Below are 15,591 nucleotides of genomic sequence, written 5' to 3' on the forward strand. Positions count from 1 at the left end.
TCGACGCCGCCAGGCCAGACGTCCAAGACATGATCGATCTGTTGGTGATATCCAAGGCTTATGAAGCGAGGCCGGGGTGTCGGGCCATGAAGTCGATGAACGCGGCCAGCGCCGGGCCAGGACGGCGCCCGGCGGGCCAGGCCAGCGATGGCGCCCAGGTCGGCTCCGGGTCGAGCCGGACGACGCCGACCGGCTGCCCCGGCTCCTCCGCCACCGAACGCGGCATGACGGCCGCCGCGAGCCCGACGGAGACCATGGCCCTGGCCGTGCTGTATTCGCGCGTCTCGAAACGGATGTGCGGCGTGGCTCCGGCGTCCGCCAGCGCTGACAGGACGATCTCCCGTATGACCGACCCCGGCGGGTAGCACACCAGATCGACCCCGTCCAAGGACGCGACAGGAACCCGGTACTTTCCCGCAAGCGGCCCAGAGGGCGTCGTAACAAGGACCAGTGGCTCTTCACCGAGCGGTAGCGATTCGAGCCGTCGTCCCTCTTCCTGCGGAGGCAGTCGTACGACGGTCGCGGCGTCGAGCCGTCCGCCGTACAGGCCCGCGACCATCTCCTCGGTGTTCATCTCCAGCAGTTCCACGACGATCGCCGGGTACTGACGAGAGAACTCCGCCAACAGACGCGCGAGCCGAGCCGTCAGCCCACGCGCGCCCCCGAGACGGATCCGCCCGCGGGTGCCTTCCGCCCATCCGCGCATCTCGTCTTCGACCGCGGCCATGTCGGCCAGGATGCGTTCGGCGTGCTCCAGAAGCGCCGTCCCGGCCGGGGTCAGCTCCACCCGGTGGTTGTTCCGCTCGAACAGCGCGACGCCGAGCTGCCGCTCCAGTTTGCGGATCTGCTGGGACAGCGCGGGCTGCGCGATCCGCAGCGCCTCCGCCGCCCGCGTGAAATGCAGCTCACGCGCGACGGCCCGGAAGTATTCGAGCTGGCGAGATCCCATCATGCGTCCAGCATCTCACCAACCCAGCACGTCATCTCACCAGCATCTCACGAAGAGCCCGCGTCAGAACTCCGGCTCGTGCCGGACCGGGAAATTCATCGAGTTGGCGATGAAGCACAGTTCGTGGGCCCGGTCATGCAGCTCGGCGGCCCGGCCAGCCTGCTCGGCATCGGCCAAAGCCACCCGGGGACGTAGGACGACCTCCTCGAACCGCCCGCCCCCGTCCGGAGTCTCGACCATGGTCCCGCGCGGACTGTCCTCGTACGCGGTGACGACGACCTTCTCCACTGCGCACAGGTGCAGGAACCACAGCATGTGGCATTGCGACAGAGACGCCACGAGCAGTTCCTCCGGATTCCAGCGCGCGACGTCGCCGCGGAACGAAGGATCGGAACTGCCCACGATCGGTGGCTTTCCGTCCACTCGGATCTCGTGGGCCCGCTCGTAGTCGCGGTAGGAACTCGTCCCCGAACCGGTGTTGCCCGTCCAGGTGACCGACACCTCGTACTGGTGCTTCTTCATACGGCTCGCTTTCGTCCGATCCCGGCGCAGGCAGCGGCGGCGCCGCGTCGGCACCACGCTAACGCCCTCTCAACTGGGCGACTCGCGGGATACCGGCCAGGACGTCATACTCTCCGTCGAATCGGCCATCTCCGTCCAAAGGAGCCGACGGTATGCGCACTCGGCCGCTCTACGACGTCGTGGCAGCACTCGCCCGGGCCGGCGTCGGGATCATCTTCATGGCGCACGGCTGGCAGAAGATCGAAGCGGGCATCACCGCGACGGGCCGCTCGTTCGACTCCCTCGGCGTGCCGCTGCCGACCGCCTCCGCCATCTACTCCGCGTTCGTCGAGGTCCTCGGCGGCGCCGCGCTCATCGCCGGGCTGGGCCTGCCGATCACCGGCGTCCTGCTGTTCATCGACATGGCGGGCGCGTTCCTTATCGTCCACGCGGAGAACGGCGTCTTCCTGGTGGACGACGGAAAGGTCCGGGACGGCTACGAACTCGTCCTCGCCCTGGGACTCGCGAGCCTGCTCTTCGCCGCGGGCGGCGGCGGCCGCCTCACCGTCGACCGCTGGATCGTCGCCCGCCGCCTGCACCACCCGGACGCGGAGGAAGAGGAGGACGACGCGGCAAGCTTCGTCGACGCACTCCGCGGAACCGAAACCCAACCCGTAGAACAACCGCCGAAGAAGCGGCGCCGCGCGACGAAGACGCCCCCGGAGCCCGCCGAAACCCCCGACCCCGACGGCTCCGAAGAGGACGTCATGGTGGCCGGAGCCCGCAAAGCGGCCCGCAAACAACGCACCCCCGACGTCACCAAGGAACTCTGACCGACCCCAGCGCCAGACGCGAAGAAGGGGGACCGGCCCACGGCCGGTCCCCCTTCTCACGCTTCGCTCAGCTGCAGCCGCTGGTGGAGCCGCAGCCTTCGCAGACGTAGCAACTGCCCGCGGGGCGCATCTTGGTGCCGCAGGTGAGGCAGAGCGGCGCGTCCGCGGTGCGGCCCTGGCGGCTCTCGATGACCTCCATGGACGAGTGGGCCTCGGCCGCCGGGGCGGGCGACGCGGGCGCGGGCCTGGTGATCTCCGCGGTCTGGGCCAGGGACACGTGGTCGACCTCGTCCTCGGCGTGCAGGGCGGCCGGGTCCTCGCCGTTGGCCTGCATGGCGCGCTCCCCAGCCGTCAGGATGCCGAGGCCCGCGCGCTCCTCGTAGGGCAGGTGGTCGAGCGCCAGGCGGCGGAAGATGTAGTCCATCACCGAGGTCGCCATGCGGATGTCGGGGTCGTCGGTCATCCCGGCGGGCTCGAACCGCATGTTGGTGAACTTCTCCACCCAGGTCTCCAGCGGGACGCCGTACTGGAGGCTGATGGAGATCGCCATGGAGAAGGCGTCCATCACACCGGCGAGCGTGGAGCCCTGCTTGCCGAGCTTGAGGAAGACCTCGCCGACGCCGTCGTCCGGGTAGGACGAGGCGGTCATGTAGCCCTCGGCGCCCGCGACGGAGAAGCGGGTCACGGTCGCGGGACGCTGCTTCGGCAGCCGCCGGCGCACCGGACGGGTCTCCGCCGGAGCCTCCTTGACCTCCTCCTTCTTGCCCGCGACGGACAGCGGCTGGCCGACCTTGCAGTTGTCGCGGTAGATCGCGAGGGCCTTCAGGCCGAGCCGCCAGCCCTCGAAGTACACCTTCTCGATGTCCTCGATGGTGGCCTTCTCCGGCATGTTGACCGTCTTGGAGATCGCGCCGGACAGGAACGGCTGCACCGCCGCCATCATCCGGACGTGCCCCATCGGGCTGATCGCGCGCTCGCCCATCGCGCAGTCGAACACCTCGTAGTGCTCGGGACGCAGGCCGGGCGCGTCCACCACGTGGCCGTGCTCGGCGATGTACTCGACGATCGCCTCGATCTGCTCCTGCTGGTAGCCGAGCTTCTCCAGGGCGCGCGGCACCGTGTTGTTGACGATCTGCATGGACCCGCCGCCGACGAGCTTCTTGAACTTCATCAGCGCGAGGTCGGGCTCGATGCCGGTGGTGTCGCAGTCCATCATCAGGCCGATCGTCCCGGTCGGGGCGAGCAGGGACGCCTGCGCGTTGCGGTAGCCGTGCTTCTCGCCCGCCTTCAGGCACTCCTGCCACTGCTTGGCGGCGGCGGCGTGGATCTTGCGGTCCATCTCGCCGAGCGTGCGGACGCCCTCGTTCGCGGCGGCGTGCTTGCGCATGACCCGCTTGTGGCCCTCGGCGTTGCGGGCGTAGCCCGCGTACGGGCCGACGACGCCCGCGATCTCGGCGGACCGGCGGTAGGCGACGCCCGTCATCAGCGACGTGATCGCCGCGGCGAGGGAGCGTCCGCCCTCGGAGTCGTAGGCGTGCCCGGTCGCCATCAGCAGCGCGCCGAGGTTGGCGTAGCCGATGCCGAGCTGCCGGTAGTCGCGGGTCGTCTCCGCGATCTTCTCGGTCGGGAAGTCGGCGAAGGTGATGGAGACGTCCATCGCCGTGATGATCAGCTCGGTGAGCTTGACGAACCGCGCGACGTCGAACGTGCCGTCGTCGGTGAGGAACTTCAGCAGGTTGATGCTGGCCAGGTTGCAGGACGAGTTGTCGAGGCTCATGTACTCCGAGCACGGGTTGGACGCGGTGATCCGCCCGGTCTCGGGGTTGGTGTGCCAGTCGTTGATCGTGTCGTCGTACTGGATGCCGGGGTCGGCGCACTCCCACGCGGCCTTCGCCATCAGCCGGAACAGGTCCTTGGCCTGGACGGTCTCGACGACGTCGCCGGTCATCCGGGCGCGCAGCGCGAAGTCGCCGTCCGCCTCGACGGCCCGCATGAACTCGTCCGACACGCGGACGGAGTTGTTGGCGTTCTGGTACTGGACGCTGCCGATGTCCTTGCCGCCGAGGTCCATGTCGAACCCGGCGTCCCGGAGCGCGCGGATCTTGTCCTCCTCGCGCGCCTTGGTCTCGATGAACTCCCCGACGTCGGGGTGGTCGACGTCCAGCACGACCATCTTCGCGGCCCGCCGGGTCGCGCCGCCGGACTTGATCGTCCCGGCGGAGGCGTCGGCGCCGCGCATGAACGACACGGGCCCGCTCGCCGTCCCGCCGGACGACAGCAGTTCCTTGCTGGAGCGGATGCGGGAGAGGTTGAGGCCGGCGCCGGAGCCGCCCTTGAAGATGACGCCCTCTTCCTTGTACCAGTCGAGGATCGACTCCATCGTGTCGTCGACCGACAGGATGAAACACGCCGAGACCTGCTGCGGGGACTTGGTGCCGACGTTGAACCAGACCGGCGAGTTGAAGCTGAACATCTGGTGGACCAGCGCGTACTTCAGCTCGTGGTCGAAGATCTCGGCGTCCTGCTCGGACGCGAAGTAGCCCTCGGCGAGCGCCGTCTCGACATATCCGCGGACGACGCGGTCGACGAGCTGCTTCAGGCTCCATTCGCGCTGCGGCGTGCCGACCGCCCCGCGGAAGTACTTGGACGTGACGATGTTGACGGCGTTCAGCGACCAGAAGTCGGGGAACTCGACGCCGCGCTGCTCGAAGTTCACCGATCCGTCGCGCCAGTTGGTCATGACGACGTCACGACGTTCCCAGCGCAGCTCGTCGTACGGATGCACGCCGGGCGTGGTGAAGATCCGCTCGATCTTGAGCCCCTTTCGGCTCCCCTTGCCGCGCCGTGCCGCCGAGCCGCTCACCGTCTCCGTCATGACCATCTCCCCCTCTCGGGCCCACCCGCCGGGCCCTGTCCAGGAACAACTCCGCCGCCGCACGGGCCATGCCCGCGCGGAAGCGCTCTCATTTCTGCTGCTTGTGTTTTTCGGAACCGCCCCTACCGGGACGGGCCGGGCTCCCCCGAGGCACCGGCCTTACGCAATGCTTCGATCTCCTTGGCGAAGTCGTCCAGCGACTCGAAGCTCCGGTAGACCGAAGCGAATCGCAGATAGGCGACCTCGTCGAGTTCGCGAAGCGGACCCAGGATCGCGAGCCCCACCTCATGCGAGGGGATCTCCGCGGATCCGGCGGATCTGATCTCCTCTTCGACCCGCTGCCCCAGTTTCGCGAGCGCATCCTCGTCGACCGGACGGCCCTGGCAGGCCCTGCGCACCCCGGCGATGATCTTTTCTCGGGAGAACGGCTCGGTGACCCCGCTGCGCTTGGCCACCATCACGAGGACGTTCTCCTGCGTGGTGAAGCGACGCCCGCATTCGGCGCACGAGCGGCGGCGGCGAATGGCGCCCCCGTCGTCGGTCGAACGGCTGTCGATCACTTTGGTGTCAGGGTTGCGGCAGAACGGGCAATGCACGCTCGACCCCTCCCCTGACGATAACGCTTCACACCGCCGAACACTTCCATATATGGGAGAAGTACAGCGGTGTGACTACTAGATGTTGTGGTCAACGGTACGGCGCGGCGCAGGCGTACGCAACCTGATCGGATGCCTCACACGTCACATCCGGCGCGTCGGCGCAGGTCATCTCGGGCGTCCCGAAATTCCCTCCGGGCGTGTCGTCACAGCGGGTCGCCGGCGACCACGGATCGTGCGGTTCGCCCGGCCCGTCCCGGCATGTCACCCGGACGGGAGGCGCAGCTCCTGACCCGGCAGGACGATCGGATCGCCGCCGAGCCCGTTGAGGTCGATGATCCGCTGGACCACGCGGCGCGGATCGGCGCCGGGGTCGGCGGCGGAGGCGATGCCCCAGAGCGTGTCGCCCGGCCCGACGACGACCGTCCGGGCCGGACGGGGCGCGCCGGACCCGCCCCCGCCCCCGCCGCCGTCGCCCGCGAACGCGCCCTGCCCGACGTTGAGCCAGAGGCCCACGAGCGTGACCGTCGCCGCGAATCCGATCAGGACGGCGCGCCCCCGCCGGGTTAGCCGGACCGGAACCCGGTCGCCGTAGCGGTCACCGTGGGGTGAATCCGGCATCTCTCCCCTCCTCGCGGTCGAATGCATTTTCGATCGAACGCCTGTACGATGTTCTACCAGGAGCCCGCAACAAAAAGCGAGCACATCTTCGAACAATTGTTTGATCATTGGCCCCTGACGCGATAGCGTTCGTTGCAAGGAGTGACGGATCGAGGCGCCCGGGAGGCGACGAGCGATGAGCAAGGTCCGGGAGCTGCCCGACGGCCCCATGGACGAGACGGGGCTGACCCAGCGGCAGCGCATGGTGCTGGAGGTGATCCGCGACTCGGTGCAGCGTCGCGGGTACCCGCCGTCCATGCGCGAGATCGGCGAGGCCGTGGGGCTGACCAGTACCTCCAGCGTGTCGCACCAGCTCCGGGCGCTGCAGCGCAAGGGCTTCCTGCGCCGCGACCCGAACCGGCCGCGCGCGGTCGAGGTTCGGGTGCCCGGCGCCACGCCGGTGCGCACCGACGAGGAGCCCTACGAGGCGGCGGGCGGCCAGCCGGGCTCGACGCAGCCCGCGCCCGCGTACGTGCCGCTGGTCGGCCGGATCGCCGCCGGTGGCCCGATCCTCGCCGAGGAGGCCGTGGAGGACGTGTTCACCCTGCCCAAGCAGCTCGTCGGCGAGGGCACGCACTTCCTGCTGAAGGTCACCGGCGACTCGATGATCGACGCGGCGATCGCGGACGGTGACTGGGTGGTCGTCCGGCAGCAGCCGGTCGCCGAGCAGGGCGACATCGTGGCCGCCATGATCGACGGCGAGGCGACGGTGAAGACGTTCAAGCGCCGCGACGACGGCCACATCTTCCTGATGCCGCAGAACTCCGCCTACGAGCCGATCCCCGGCGACGAGGCGACGGTGCTCGGCCGGGTCGTGGCGGTCCTGCGCAAGATGTGATCACCCGCCCCGGCACGGGGGCGACCGCGCGAGACCACGCAAGACCACGCAAGACGACGGAACCGGCCGCCGGAGGACTCTCCGGCGGCCGTTCCGATGTCCGTCCCGATGTCCGGGCGGCTCAGCGTCCGCTCAGCGCTTCGGCACGATGTTGACGATCTTCGGGGCCCGGACGACGACCTTGGCGATCTCCGCGCCGCCCAGCGCGTCCTGGACCCGGGCGGAGGCCAGCGCCAGCCGCTCCAGTTCGTCGCCCGCGATGCCGGGCGGGACGTCCAGCCGGTCGCGCACCTTCCCCGCGACCTGGACGACGCACGTGACCGACTCCTCCACCAGCAGCGCCGGGTCGGCGGCCGGCCAGCCCGCGCGGATCACCGGGGCGGTGCGTCCCAGCACCTCCCAGATCTCCTCGGCGGTGTAGGGCGCGATCAGCGACAGCATCACCGCGATCGCCTCGGCCGCCTCGCGGACGGCCGGGTCGGCGGCGCCCGGCCCGGAGTCGATCGCCTTGCGGGTCGTGCTGACCAGCTCCATGATCCGCGCGATCGCGACATTGAACCGCTCGTTCTCGACCTGCGTGGTGGCCTCGTCGACGGTGCGGGCCACGGCGCGACGCAGCCCGACGTCGCCGGACGCGAAGTCGACGCCCGGCGCGGACGCCACCTCGGACGCGATCCGGTGCACCCGGGACAGGAACTTCGACATGCCGTGCGGGGACACGTCCGCCCAGTCGATGTCGTCCTCCGGCGGGCCGGAGAACAGGATCGCCAGCCGGATGACGTCCACCCCGAACTCGGCGATCTGCTCGCCCAGGTCGACGCCGTTGCCCAGCGTCTTGGACATCGCCTTGCCCTCGTTGATCACCTGGCCCTGGTTCAGCAGCCGTCGGAACGGCTCGGTGAACTCGACCATGCCCATGTCGTACAGGACCTTGGTGAAGAACCGGCTGTACAGCAGGTGCAGGATGGCGTGCTCGACGCCGCCCGTGTACTGGTCGACCGGCATCCACCGGCGGACCCGCTCGACGTCGAACGGGCCGCCGTCGTAGCCCGGCGAGCAGTAGCGGAAGAAGTACCAGGACGAGTCGACGAAGGTGTCCATGGTGTCGGTGTCGCGCCTGGCCGGGCCGCCGCACTTGGGGCACTCGACGTTGACCCAGTCGGACGCGGCGGCCAGCGGCGACGTGCCCTTCGGCGCCAGGTCGGCGCCGCGCAGCCCCTCGGGCAGCGTGACCGGCAGCTGGTCGTCCGGGACGGGGACCTCGCCGCACGCCTCGCAGTGGATGATCGGGATCGGGCAGCCCCAGAACCGCTGCCGCGAGACCAGCCAGTCGCGCAGCCGGAAGTTCACCGCGGCGCGGCCGGTGCCCCGCCGGTCCAGGATCTCGATGATGCGGGCGATGGCGTCGGGCTTGGTCAGCCCGTCGATCGGCCCGGAGTTGACGACCGCGCCGTCGCCGGGCGTCGCGACGCCGGTCTCGGCGGGGTCGGCCAGCCCGGTCTCCACGACGACGCGGACCGGCAGCCCGAACTTCAGCGCGAAGTCCAGGTCGCGCTGGTCGTGCGCCGGGACGGCCATGATCGCGCCGTGCCCGTACTCGGCCAGCACGTAGTCGGACGCCCAGATCGGCAGCCGCTCCCCGTTCACCGGGTTGATCGCGTACCGGCCCAGGAACACGCCGGTCTTCTCGCGCTCGGTGGACAGCCGCTCGATCTCGCTCTCGCGGGACACCTCGTCGCGGTACGCCTCGAACGCGGCGCGCTGGTCGGGGGCGCAGACCTCATCGGCCAGGGCGGCGTCGGCGGCGACGACCATGAACGTCGCGCCGTACAGGGTGTCGGGCCGCGTCGTGTAGACGGTGACGGGCTCGTCCCGGCCCTCGATGACGAAGTCGACGTCGGCGCCGGTGGAGCGGCCGATCCAGTTGCGCTGCATCAGCAGGACGCGGTCGGGCCACTTGCCCTCCAGCTGCGCCATGTCGTCCAGCAGCCGGTCCGCGTAGTCGGTGATCTTGAAGTACCACTGGGTCAGCACGCGCTTCTCGACCAGCGCGCCGCAGCGCTCGCAGTGCCCGCCGACGACCTGCTCGTTGGCCAGGACGGTCTGGTCCTTCGGGCACCAGTTGACGTGGCCGCCCTTGCGGTAGGCCAGACCCCGCTCGTAGAAGCGCAGGAACAGCCACTGCGTCCACTTGTAGTACTCGGGGTCGGACGTGTGCAGCCGCCGCGTCCAGTCGAAGGACGGCGCGTACCGCTGGAAGGACGCCGCCTGGGTGTCGATGTTGGCGTACGTCCATTCGGCGGGGTGCGAGTCGCGCTTGATGGCGGCGTTCTCCGCGGGCAGGCCGAAGGAGTCCCAGCCGATGGGGTGCAGGACGTTGTACCCGCGCTGGAGCCAGTAGCGGGCGGGGACGTCGCCGATCGCGAACGCCTCGGCGTGGCCCATGTGCAGGTCACCGCTGGGGTAGGGGAACATGTCCAGCGCGTAGCGACGCTCGCGGGTCTCGTCCTTCTCGTCGGCCGCGAAGGGTTCGAGCGCAGCCCAGCGAGCCTGCCACTTGTCCTGAACCGCCCGTGGATCGTAGTGCTCGTCGCTGCTCACGCTTCCGACTCCGGTTTCTTGCTCGTTCGCTGGATGCCGCCACAGGTCGTGGCCGTCCTCCGACATGAAAGGGCCCCTCGCGCAGGAGGGGCCACCACGTTGACGGTCAGTGCGTCAACGTGGTCGTTCGAGGAGCAGCCGTGCGGACATACAGCAAGAGTAGCGCAACCGCAAGCCCTCGCGCCGGTGCTCAGAATGCCGGATTCCGGCTTGCACGCCGGGCTTCCGGGCTCAGTGGCCGGACTCCTGGCGGGCCATGGAGATGACGCCGGTCACCTGGACGCGGGTCAGCTGCAGGTCGGCGCCGACGGCGGACAGCGTCTCCTCCTCGGACACGCTGAGCTGCCCGTCGATGAGGGCGATCTCGGCGGCGGCGCGCAGGATGCTCTCGCGGGCCTCGGGCGCGAGCGCGGAGGCGGCGTTCCCCATCTCGACCCTGACCTCCTCGAACGGGCGTCCGAGGTCGGCGGTCAGCCCGGCGTCGTCGTAGCCGGCGTCGCCCGCCTGCTGGACGACGCCGACCGCGCGGGCGCGGGCGGCCGCGTTGGTGTAGTCGCCGGAGCGCAGCACCTGCGCGATGGCGAGGCGCAGGAGCATCGCGGGCATGTGGGCGAGCTGCGCGGTGGTCGGCACGTTGAGCACGCCCGGGTTCCAGCGGCCCCGGCAGGTGTCGCACTCGATGAACTCGCCGCCGGTCTTCGTCAGCGGGATGACCGGGATGAAGAACAGCGTGAAGAAGTTGCGGCCCTGGCGGCGCCGGTACTCGCGGTCGCCGCCGCAGTCGGGACAGTGGAAGGTTCCCCTGGTCAGGGTGAAGAAGACCACCCGCCAGCCGAAGATGATCAAGATAGCGCGCCCCTTTGTCGGTGGAGCGCCTCATCGTAACGGGGACCTCGGACACCGCGCGGGGCGCGGCCGGGGCCGTGCGGGGACGGCCGGATGCGGTCAGAAAACCTGGGGGTTGACGGGGCGGGCGGCCATCATCCATGCTCTACTAATAGGAAGGTTTCCTATAAGAAATCTTGCCGGCTCCCAACTGAACATCCCGCTCGACCACCCGGTTCGACCCCCCGTCCATCCGTCCGCCCGTGGCTACGACTCCGATCACGGTCGCTTCCACTCCCCGCCAGGAGGAGCGCGTATGCCAGCCAGAATCCGTCCGCCGCGAAAGCGGACGCTGGCCCTCGCCGCCACGGCGTCCGCCGGGCCGGCCGCCGCGACCGCCGCGACCGCCCTGGCACACGGATACACCACATCCCCCATCAGCCGCGTCCCGTTCCGCGAACAGGGACTGGTGAAGGTCGGCTGACACACAGACCACTCCTCAGCGGGCAGCGTCGCTCTCCGTCGCCCGCACCCCAAAGGGGACCGGGCGGGACCGCGCTCCCGCCCGGTCCCCGCTCCCATCTCCGGGCCCGTCCCGTCCGGTCCTGGCTCTCCTAATCCACGCAAGGACGGAAACGGCACGTCAAAGCCGCGTCCGGGGATGGCGCACGCGTATCCCCATGCAGCAGGATGTGTGGAACGGTTCATACACTCGCCGGTAACAAACCGGCCGGTCACCATTCCGCCCAAGGAGTGTCATGCTCAACCTGTCCGTGCTGCTGGAGGACGCCGCCCGGGAGACGCCCGACCGGGACGCGGTCGTGTTCGGAGACATCCGGCTCTCCTACTCGTTCGTCGACGGGGTGGCGAACCAGGTCGCGAACCTGCTGCGGTCGCGGGGCATCGGGCCGGGCGACAAGGTGGCCCTCTCCTGTCCGAACCTCCCCTACTTCCCGATGGTGTACTTCGGGGCGCTCAAGGCGGGCGCGGTGGTCGTCCCGCTGAACGTCCTGCTGAAGCCGCGCGAGATCGCCTACCACCTCGCCGACTCCGACGCCAAGGCGCTGTTCTGCTTCGAGGGGACGCCGGAGCTGCCGCTCGGCGAGATGGGCAAGGCCGGGTTCGACCAGGCCGAGGCGTGCGAGCACCTCTTCCTGCTCCCGGCGAGCCTGGCGGCGACCGAGTCCCCGATCGAGGGCGCTGAGCTGTTCTGGGCGGCGCTCGGCGGGCAGCCGAACACGTTCGACGCGGAGCTGACGGAGCCGAACGACACCGCCGTCATCATCTACACCAGCGGGACGACCGGCCAGCCCAAGGGCGCAGAGCTGACGCACCACAACCTGCTCACCAACGCCATGGTGGACGACACGCTCTTCTACCGGACGCTGCACGACACGTCGCTGGTGACCCTGCCGCTGTTCCACATCTTCGGGCAGACGTGCGTGATGAACGTCGGCATCTACCGCCGCGCCACGCTGGTCATGCAGGCGAGGTTCGACGCCAAGCAGGCCGTCGAGCTGATGGTGAAGGAGAAGGTGAACATCTTCGCGGGCGTCCCGACCATGTACTGGGGGCTGCTGACGGACGAGACGTCCGCCGAGGACGTCGCGTCGATCCGGGAGAACCTGCGGGTCGCGGTGTCGGGCGGCGCCGCGCTGCCGATGGAGGTCCTGAAGGGGATCAGGGAGAAGTTCGGCGTCGACATCCTGGAGGGCTACGGGCTCTCGGAGACGTCGCCGGTGGCGTCGTTCAACCGGCCGGACCGCCCGACGCGGCCGGGCTCGATCGGCCTGCCCGTGTGGGGCGTGCAGATGAAGCTGATCGACGAGGAGTGGAAGGAGATCGAGGGCGAGGGGCCCGGGGAGATCGCCATCCGCGGCCACAACATCATGAAGGGCTACTACGGCCGTCCCGAGGCGACCGAGGACGCGATCATGGACGGCTGGTTCCGCACCGGCGACGTGGCCCGCCGCGACGAGGACGGCTACTACTACATCATCGACCGCTCCAAGGACATGATCATCCGCGGCGGCTACAACGTGTACCCGCGGGAGCTGGAGGAGGTCCTGCTCACCCACCCGGACGTCTCGCTCGCCGCCGTCGTGGGCGTCGCGCACCCGACGCACGGCGAGGAGATCAAGGCGTACGCGATCCTCAAGCCGGGCGCCTCGGTGACCGAGGACGAGCTGGTCGCGTGGGGCAAGGAGCAGTTCGCGAGCTACAAGTACCCGCGGCTCGTCGAGTTCCGCGAGGAGCTGCCGATGACCGCCACCGGCAAGATCCTCAAGCGCGAGCTGCGCTGACGCGCCGCGCCCGTCCGGGCGTCCGGCCCGGGGCCTCAGCGCGGGCTGAGGTCCTGGGTCCCGATCACGCGCAGTAGTTGGAACGCCTCGTGCGACGGCGTCCCCGGCTCGACCGTATAGAGGACGACTTTCTGGTCCCTTTCCGGGACGTGCAGCACATCGCAGTGCACTTCGATGGCCCCGACGACGGGATGCCGCATCCACTTGCTGGACCCTCGCCGCACTTCGACATGGTGCCTCTCCCACAGCCGCCGGAACTGCTCGCTGCCCGCGCTCAGCTCCGCCACCAGGGACGTCACGCCGGGGTCGTCCGGATATCGGCCGAGCGCGGTGCGCAGATCGGCGACGCTCAGCCGCGCGAACGTCCCGTATTCGCCGTCCTCCTCGGTGAGGCGTGAATCGGGGTTGAGGAAAAGCCATCGCAGCGGGTTGCGGTCGCGCGGTTCAAGGGCGGAGAAATCGATGATGAGGGCGGCGGCCATGTCGTTCCACGCCAGCACGTCGTATTTCGCGTCCAGGACATAGGCGGGCGTGTCGTCCAGCCGTTCCAGCAGGTGCAGGATTCCGGCGGGCACTTCCTGCGGCGGGCCCGGCAATGGCGCGGGCCTTTCCCCGGCGAGATTGAACAGATGGGCGCGCTCGTCGTCGGTCAGCCGCAGCGCACGGGCCAGCGCGGCCAGGATCTGCCTGGACGGACGCGGCCCACGCCCCTGCTCAAGCCGGATGTAGTAGTCCACCGACATCCCCGCGAGCCGCGCCACCTCCTCCCGGCGCAGGCCGGGCGTGCGGCGCCGGACACCCGGCTCAAGCCCCACGTCCCCGGGCTGGACGCGCGCCCGCCGCGAACGCAGGAATCCCGCCATCTCCCGCCTGTCCATGAGCCCGCGTCACCAGCGGAGCCGGGCGGCGAACGTCTCCAGATCGCCGGTTCTTCCGGCGGCGATCTCGCGGAGCCTCTTGAGCCCCTGGTGGGACGGCGTCCCCGGCGCGACCGTGTACAGCACCACGCGCTGGTCGCGTTCCGGCACGTAAAGGATGTCGCAGTGCAGCTCAAGCACCCCGACCAGCGGATGGTTCATCGACTTGCGGCTGCTGCGCCTGATCCCCACCTCGCCCTCGGCCCACAGCCGGGCGAACAGCGGGCTGCGCGCCGAGACCTCCGCGACCAGCTCGGCGATGCCGGGGTCGTCCGGGTGGCGGCCGGACGCGGCGCGCAGGTCCGCGACCGACTCGCGGGCGAGCTGTGCCACGTAGGCGTCGGAGTCGTACCGCTCGATCGTCGAGCCGGTGAACAGCCACCGGATGACGTTGCGGTCGCGGGGCTCCATGGCGGCGAAGTCGGTCATGAGCGCGGCGGCGAGGGGGTTCCAGGCGAGGATGTCGTGGCGGGGGTTCAGCACGTAGGCGGGCGTGTCGTCCAGCCGGTCGAGCAGGTGCAGGATGCCGGGCGGGACGTCCCGCGACGGCCCGCCAGGAGGGTCCGGCGGCTCCCCGGCGAGGTGGTGCAGGTGGCCGCGCTCGTCGTCGGTCAGGCGCAGCGCGCGGGCCAGCGCGGCCAGGATCTGCCTGGACGGATGCGGCCCCCGCCCCTGCTCAAGCCGGATGTAGTAGTCCACCGACATGCCCGCGAGGTGCGCGATCTCCTCGCGGCGCAGGCCGGGGGTGCGGCGCCGCGTCCCGGTCCGGAGCCCGACGTCGGCCGGGCGGATGCGGGCGCGGCGCGAGCGCAGGAACGCGGCCAACTCCTGCCTGTCCATGCCTCCAGGATGTCCGACGCGGCGGCGCGGACGCCACGCGGACGGTGGTACCGCCGGTCCCAGCCTCGGGCGGTCTCTCCTCAGCCGGGCCGCCGCCGACGAGCCTGGGCGGCATGACAACACAGATCGCACTCATCACCGGAGCGAACAAGGGGATCGGGTTCGAGACGGCCCGCGCGCTCGGCGGCCGGGGCATGACCGTCCTCGTCGGGGCCCGGTCCGCGGACCGCGGCGAGCGGGCCGCGGCCGCGCTCGCCGCCGAGGGGATCGACGCCCGGTTCGTCCAGGTGGACGTCACCGACGCCGCGTCCGTCGAGGCCGCCGCCAAGCGGATCGGCGACGAGCACGGACGGCTCGACGTCCTCGTCAACAACGCGGGGATCACGACGACGGACGCGGCGGGCTCGCCGCCGCCCAGCGCGGTCGCGCCGGAGCTCGTCCGGGCCGCGTTCGAGACGAACGTGCTCGGCGTCGTCGCGGTGACCAACGCCATGCTCCCGCTGCTGCGCCGCTCCCCCGCCGGGCGGATCGTCAACGTGTCCAGCGGCCTCGCCTCGCTGGGCTGGCTGACCGACCCGCACGACCCGCTCAACGGGCCGAACCTGCTGCCGTACAACACGTCCAAGACGGCGCTGAACGCGGTGACCGTCGCCTACGCCAGGGAGCTGGCGGGCACGCCGGTCAAGGTGAACGCGGTGGCCCCCGGGTACTGCGCCACCGACATGAACGGGCACGCCGGGCCCCGGACGGCCGCGCAGGGCGCGGCGGTGATCGCGGGCGTCGCGGCACAGGGGCCGGACGGCCCGTCCGGCGCGTACCTGGCCGAGGACGGCCCGCTGCCCTGGTGAATCAG

Annotated in this window: 14 protein-coding genes; 5 read left to right on the forward strand and 9 right to left on the reverse strand. The window is 70.2% G+C overall.

Going from position 1 to position 15,591, the window contains the following annotated elements:
- Nucleotides 1-58: 58 nt before the first annotated feature.
- Nucleotides 59-952, reverse strand: coding sequence for a LysR family transcriptional regulator (locus tag FXF65_RS39330; protein ID WP_148355531.1), 894 nt, complete (start codon nt 950-952; stop codon nt 59-61).
- A gap of 60 nt (nt 953-1,012) precedes the next feature.
- Nucleotides 1,013-1,471 carry an OsmC family protein gene (locus tag FXF65_RS39335; protein WP_148355533.1) on the reverse strand — a complete coding sequence of 153 codons (459 nt, stop codon included), beginning with the start codon at nt 1,469-1,471 and terminating at the stop codon, nt 1,013-1,015.
- Between the two features lie 152 nt (nt 1,472-1,623).
- On the opposite strand from FXF65_RS39335, the gene FXF65_RS39340 reads away from it, so the two are divergent.
- Complete coding sequence (locus tag FXF65_RS39340; protein ID WP_148355535.1) at nt 1,624-2,283, forward strand: DoxX family protein; 660 nt, start codon at nt 1,624-1,626, stop codon at nt 2,281-2,283.
- A gap of 67 nt (nt 2,284-2,350) precedes the next feature.
- Here the strand turns inward: FXF65_RS39340 and FXF65_RS39345 are convergent, their stop codons facing one another.
- From FXF65_RS39345 to FXF65_RS39355, 3 genes are all read right to left on the reverse strand, one after another.
- Nucleotides 2,351-5,158 (reverse strand): vitamin B12-dependent ribonucleotide reductase, encoded by a 2,808-nt coding sequence (locus tag FXF65_RS39345; RefSeq protein WP_148355536.1) that lies wholly within the window; start codon nt 5,156-5,158, stop codon nt 2,351-2,353.
- A 122-nt stretch (nt 5,159-5,280) separates the two neighbouring features.
- Nucleotides 5,281-5,754, reverse strand: a complete 474-nt coding sequence (nrdR, locus tag FXF65_RS39350) for a transcriptional regulator NrdR (protein ID WP_148355538.1) — start codon at nt 5,752-5,754, stop codon at nt 5,281-5,283.
- Between the two features lie 264 nt (nt 5,755-6,018).
- Entirely contained in the window at nt 6,019-6,375 is a 357-nt protein-coding gene (locus tag FXF65_RS39355; RefSeq protein WP_246199395.1) for a LysM peptidoglycan-binding domain-containing protein, read from the reverse strand.
- A 175-nt stretch (nt 6,376-6,550) separates the two neighbouring features.
- Between FXF65_RS39355 and lexA the strand changes: the two genes are divergently transcribed.
- Nucleotides 6,551-7,252: a transcriptional repressor LexA gene (gene lexA, locus FXF65_RS39360; RefSeq protein ID WP_148355542.1), complete on the forward strand. Its 702-nt coding sequence runs from the start codon at nt 6,551-6,553 to the stop codon at nt 7,250-7,252.
- Between the two features lie 132 nt (nt 7,253-7,384).
- On the opposite strand, the gene leuS is transcribed toward lexA, so the two are convergent.
- Nucleotides 7,385-9,853, reverse strand: coding sequence for a leucine--tRNA ligase (leuS, locus tag FXF65_RS39365; protein ID WP_246199396.1), 2,469 nt, complete (start codon nt 9,851-9,853; stop codon nt 7,385-7,387).
- 231 nt (nt 9,854-10,084) lie between these two features.
- Entirely contained in the window at nt 10,085-10,699 is a 615-nt protein-coding gene (locus FXF65_RS39370) for a hypothetical protein (protein ID WP_148355546.1), read from the reverse strand.
- A 295-nt stretch (nt 10,700-10,994) separates the two neighbouring features.
- On the opposite strand from FXF65_RS39370, the gene FXF65_RS44260 reads away from it, so the two are divergent.
- Nucleotides 10,995-11,162, forward strand: a complete 168-nt coding sequence (locus FXF65_RS44260; RefSeq protein WP_187412770.1) for a hypothetical protein — start codon at nt 10,995-10,997, stop codon at nt 11,160-11,162.
- 274 nt (nt 11,163-11,436) lie between these two features.
- Nucleotides 11,437-12,981, forward strand: a complete 1,545-nt coding sequence (locus tag FXF65_RS39375; RefSeq protein WP_148355548.1) for a long-chain-fatty-acid--CoA ligase — start codon at nt 11,437-11,439, stop codon at nt 12,979-12,981.
- A gap of 35 nt (nt 12,982-13,016) precedes the next feature.
- On the opposite strand, the gene FXF65_RS39380 is transcribed toward FXF65_RS39375, so the two are convergent.
- Together FXF65_RS39380 and FXF65_RS39385 are read right to left on the reverse strand one after the other, a co-directional pair.
- Entirely contained in the window at nt 13,017-13,859 is an 843-nt protein-coding gene (locus FXF65_RS39380) for a helix-turn-helix transcriptional regulator (RefSeq protein ID WP_148355550.1), read from the reverse strand.
- Between the two features lie 9 nt (nt 13,860-13,868).
- A complete protein-coding gene (locus tag FXF65_RS39385; protein WP_148355552.1) occupies nt 13,869-14,738 on the reverse strand; it encodes a helix-turn-helix transcriptional regulator in 870 nt (289 codons plus the stop codon).
- 113 nt (nt 14,739-14,851) lie between these two features.
- On the opposite strand from FXF65_RS39385, the gene FXF65_RS39390 reads away from it, so the two are divergent.
- Nucleotides 14,852-15,586, forward strand: coding sequence for an SDR family oxidoreductase (locus FXF65_RS39390; RefSeq protein ID WP_148355554.1), 735 nt, complete (start codon nt 14,852-14,854; stop codon nt 15,584-15,586).
- Nucleotides 15,587-15,591 lie beyond the last annotated feature (5 nt).

Source organism: Actinomadura syzygii (assembly GCF_008085905.1).
In the GTDB taxonomy this organism is placed as follows: domain Bacteria; phylum Actinomycetota; class Actinomycetes; order Streptosporangiales; family Streptosporangiaceae; genus Spirillospora; species Spirillospora syzygii.

Bases quoted from the DNA above. Each gene is read 5' to 3' on its own strand.
- lexA (WP_148355542.1), top strand. From the start codon at position 6,551: ATGAGCAAGGTCCGGGAGCTGCCCGACGGCCCCATGGACGAGACGGGG.
- FXF65_RS39345 (WP_148355536.1), bottom strand. From the start codon at position 5,158: ATGACGGAGACGGTGAGCGGCTCGGCGGCACGGCGCGGCAAGGGGAGC.
- FXF65_RS39335 (WP_148355533.1), bottom strand. From the start codon at position 1,471: ATGAAGAAGCACCAGTACGAGGTGTCGGTCACCTGGACGGGCAACACC.
- FXF65_RS39375 (WP_148355548.1), top strand. From the start codon at position 11,437: ATGCTCAACCTGTCCGTGCTGCTGGAGGACGCCGCCCGGGAGACGCCC.
- FXF65_RS39330 (WP_148355531.1), bottom strand. From the start codon at position 952: ATGATGGGATCTCGCCAGCTCGAATACTTCCGGGCCGTCGCGCGTGAG.
- FXF65_RS39340 (WP_148355535.1), top strand. From the start codon at position 1,624: ATGCGCACTCGGCCGCTCTACGACGTCGTGGCAGCACTCGCCCGGGCC.
- FXF65_RS39390 (WP_148355554.1), top strand. From the start codon at position 14,852: ATGACAACACAGATCGCACTCATCACCGGAGCGAACAAGGGGATCGGG.
- FXF65_RS44260 (WP_187412770.1), top strand. From the start codon at position 10,995: ATGCCAGCCAGAATCCGTCCGCCGCGAAAGCGGACGCTGGCCCTCGCC.
- FXF65_RS39385 (WP_148355552.1), bottom strand. From the start codon at position 14,738: ATGGACAGGCAGGAGTTGGCCGCGTTCCTGCGCTCGCGCCGCGCCCGC.
- FXF65_RS39380 (WP_148355550.1), bottom strand. From the start codon at position 13,859: ATGGACAGGCGGGAGATGGCGGGATTCCTGCGTTCGCGGCGGGCGCGC.
- FXF65_RS39355 (WP_246199395.1), bottom strand. From the start codon at position 6,375: ATGCCGGATTCACCCCACGGTGACCGCTACGGCGACCGGGTTCCGGTC.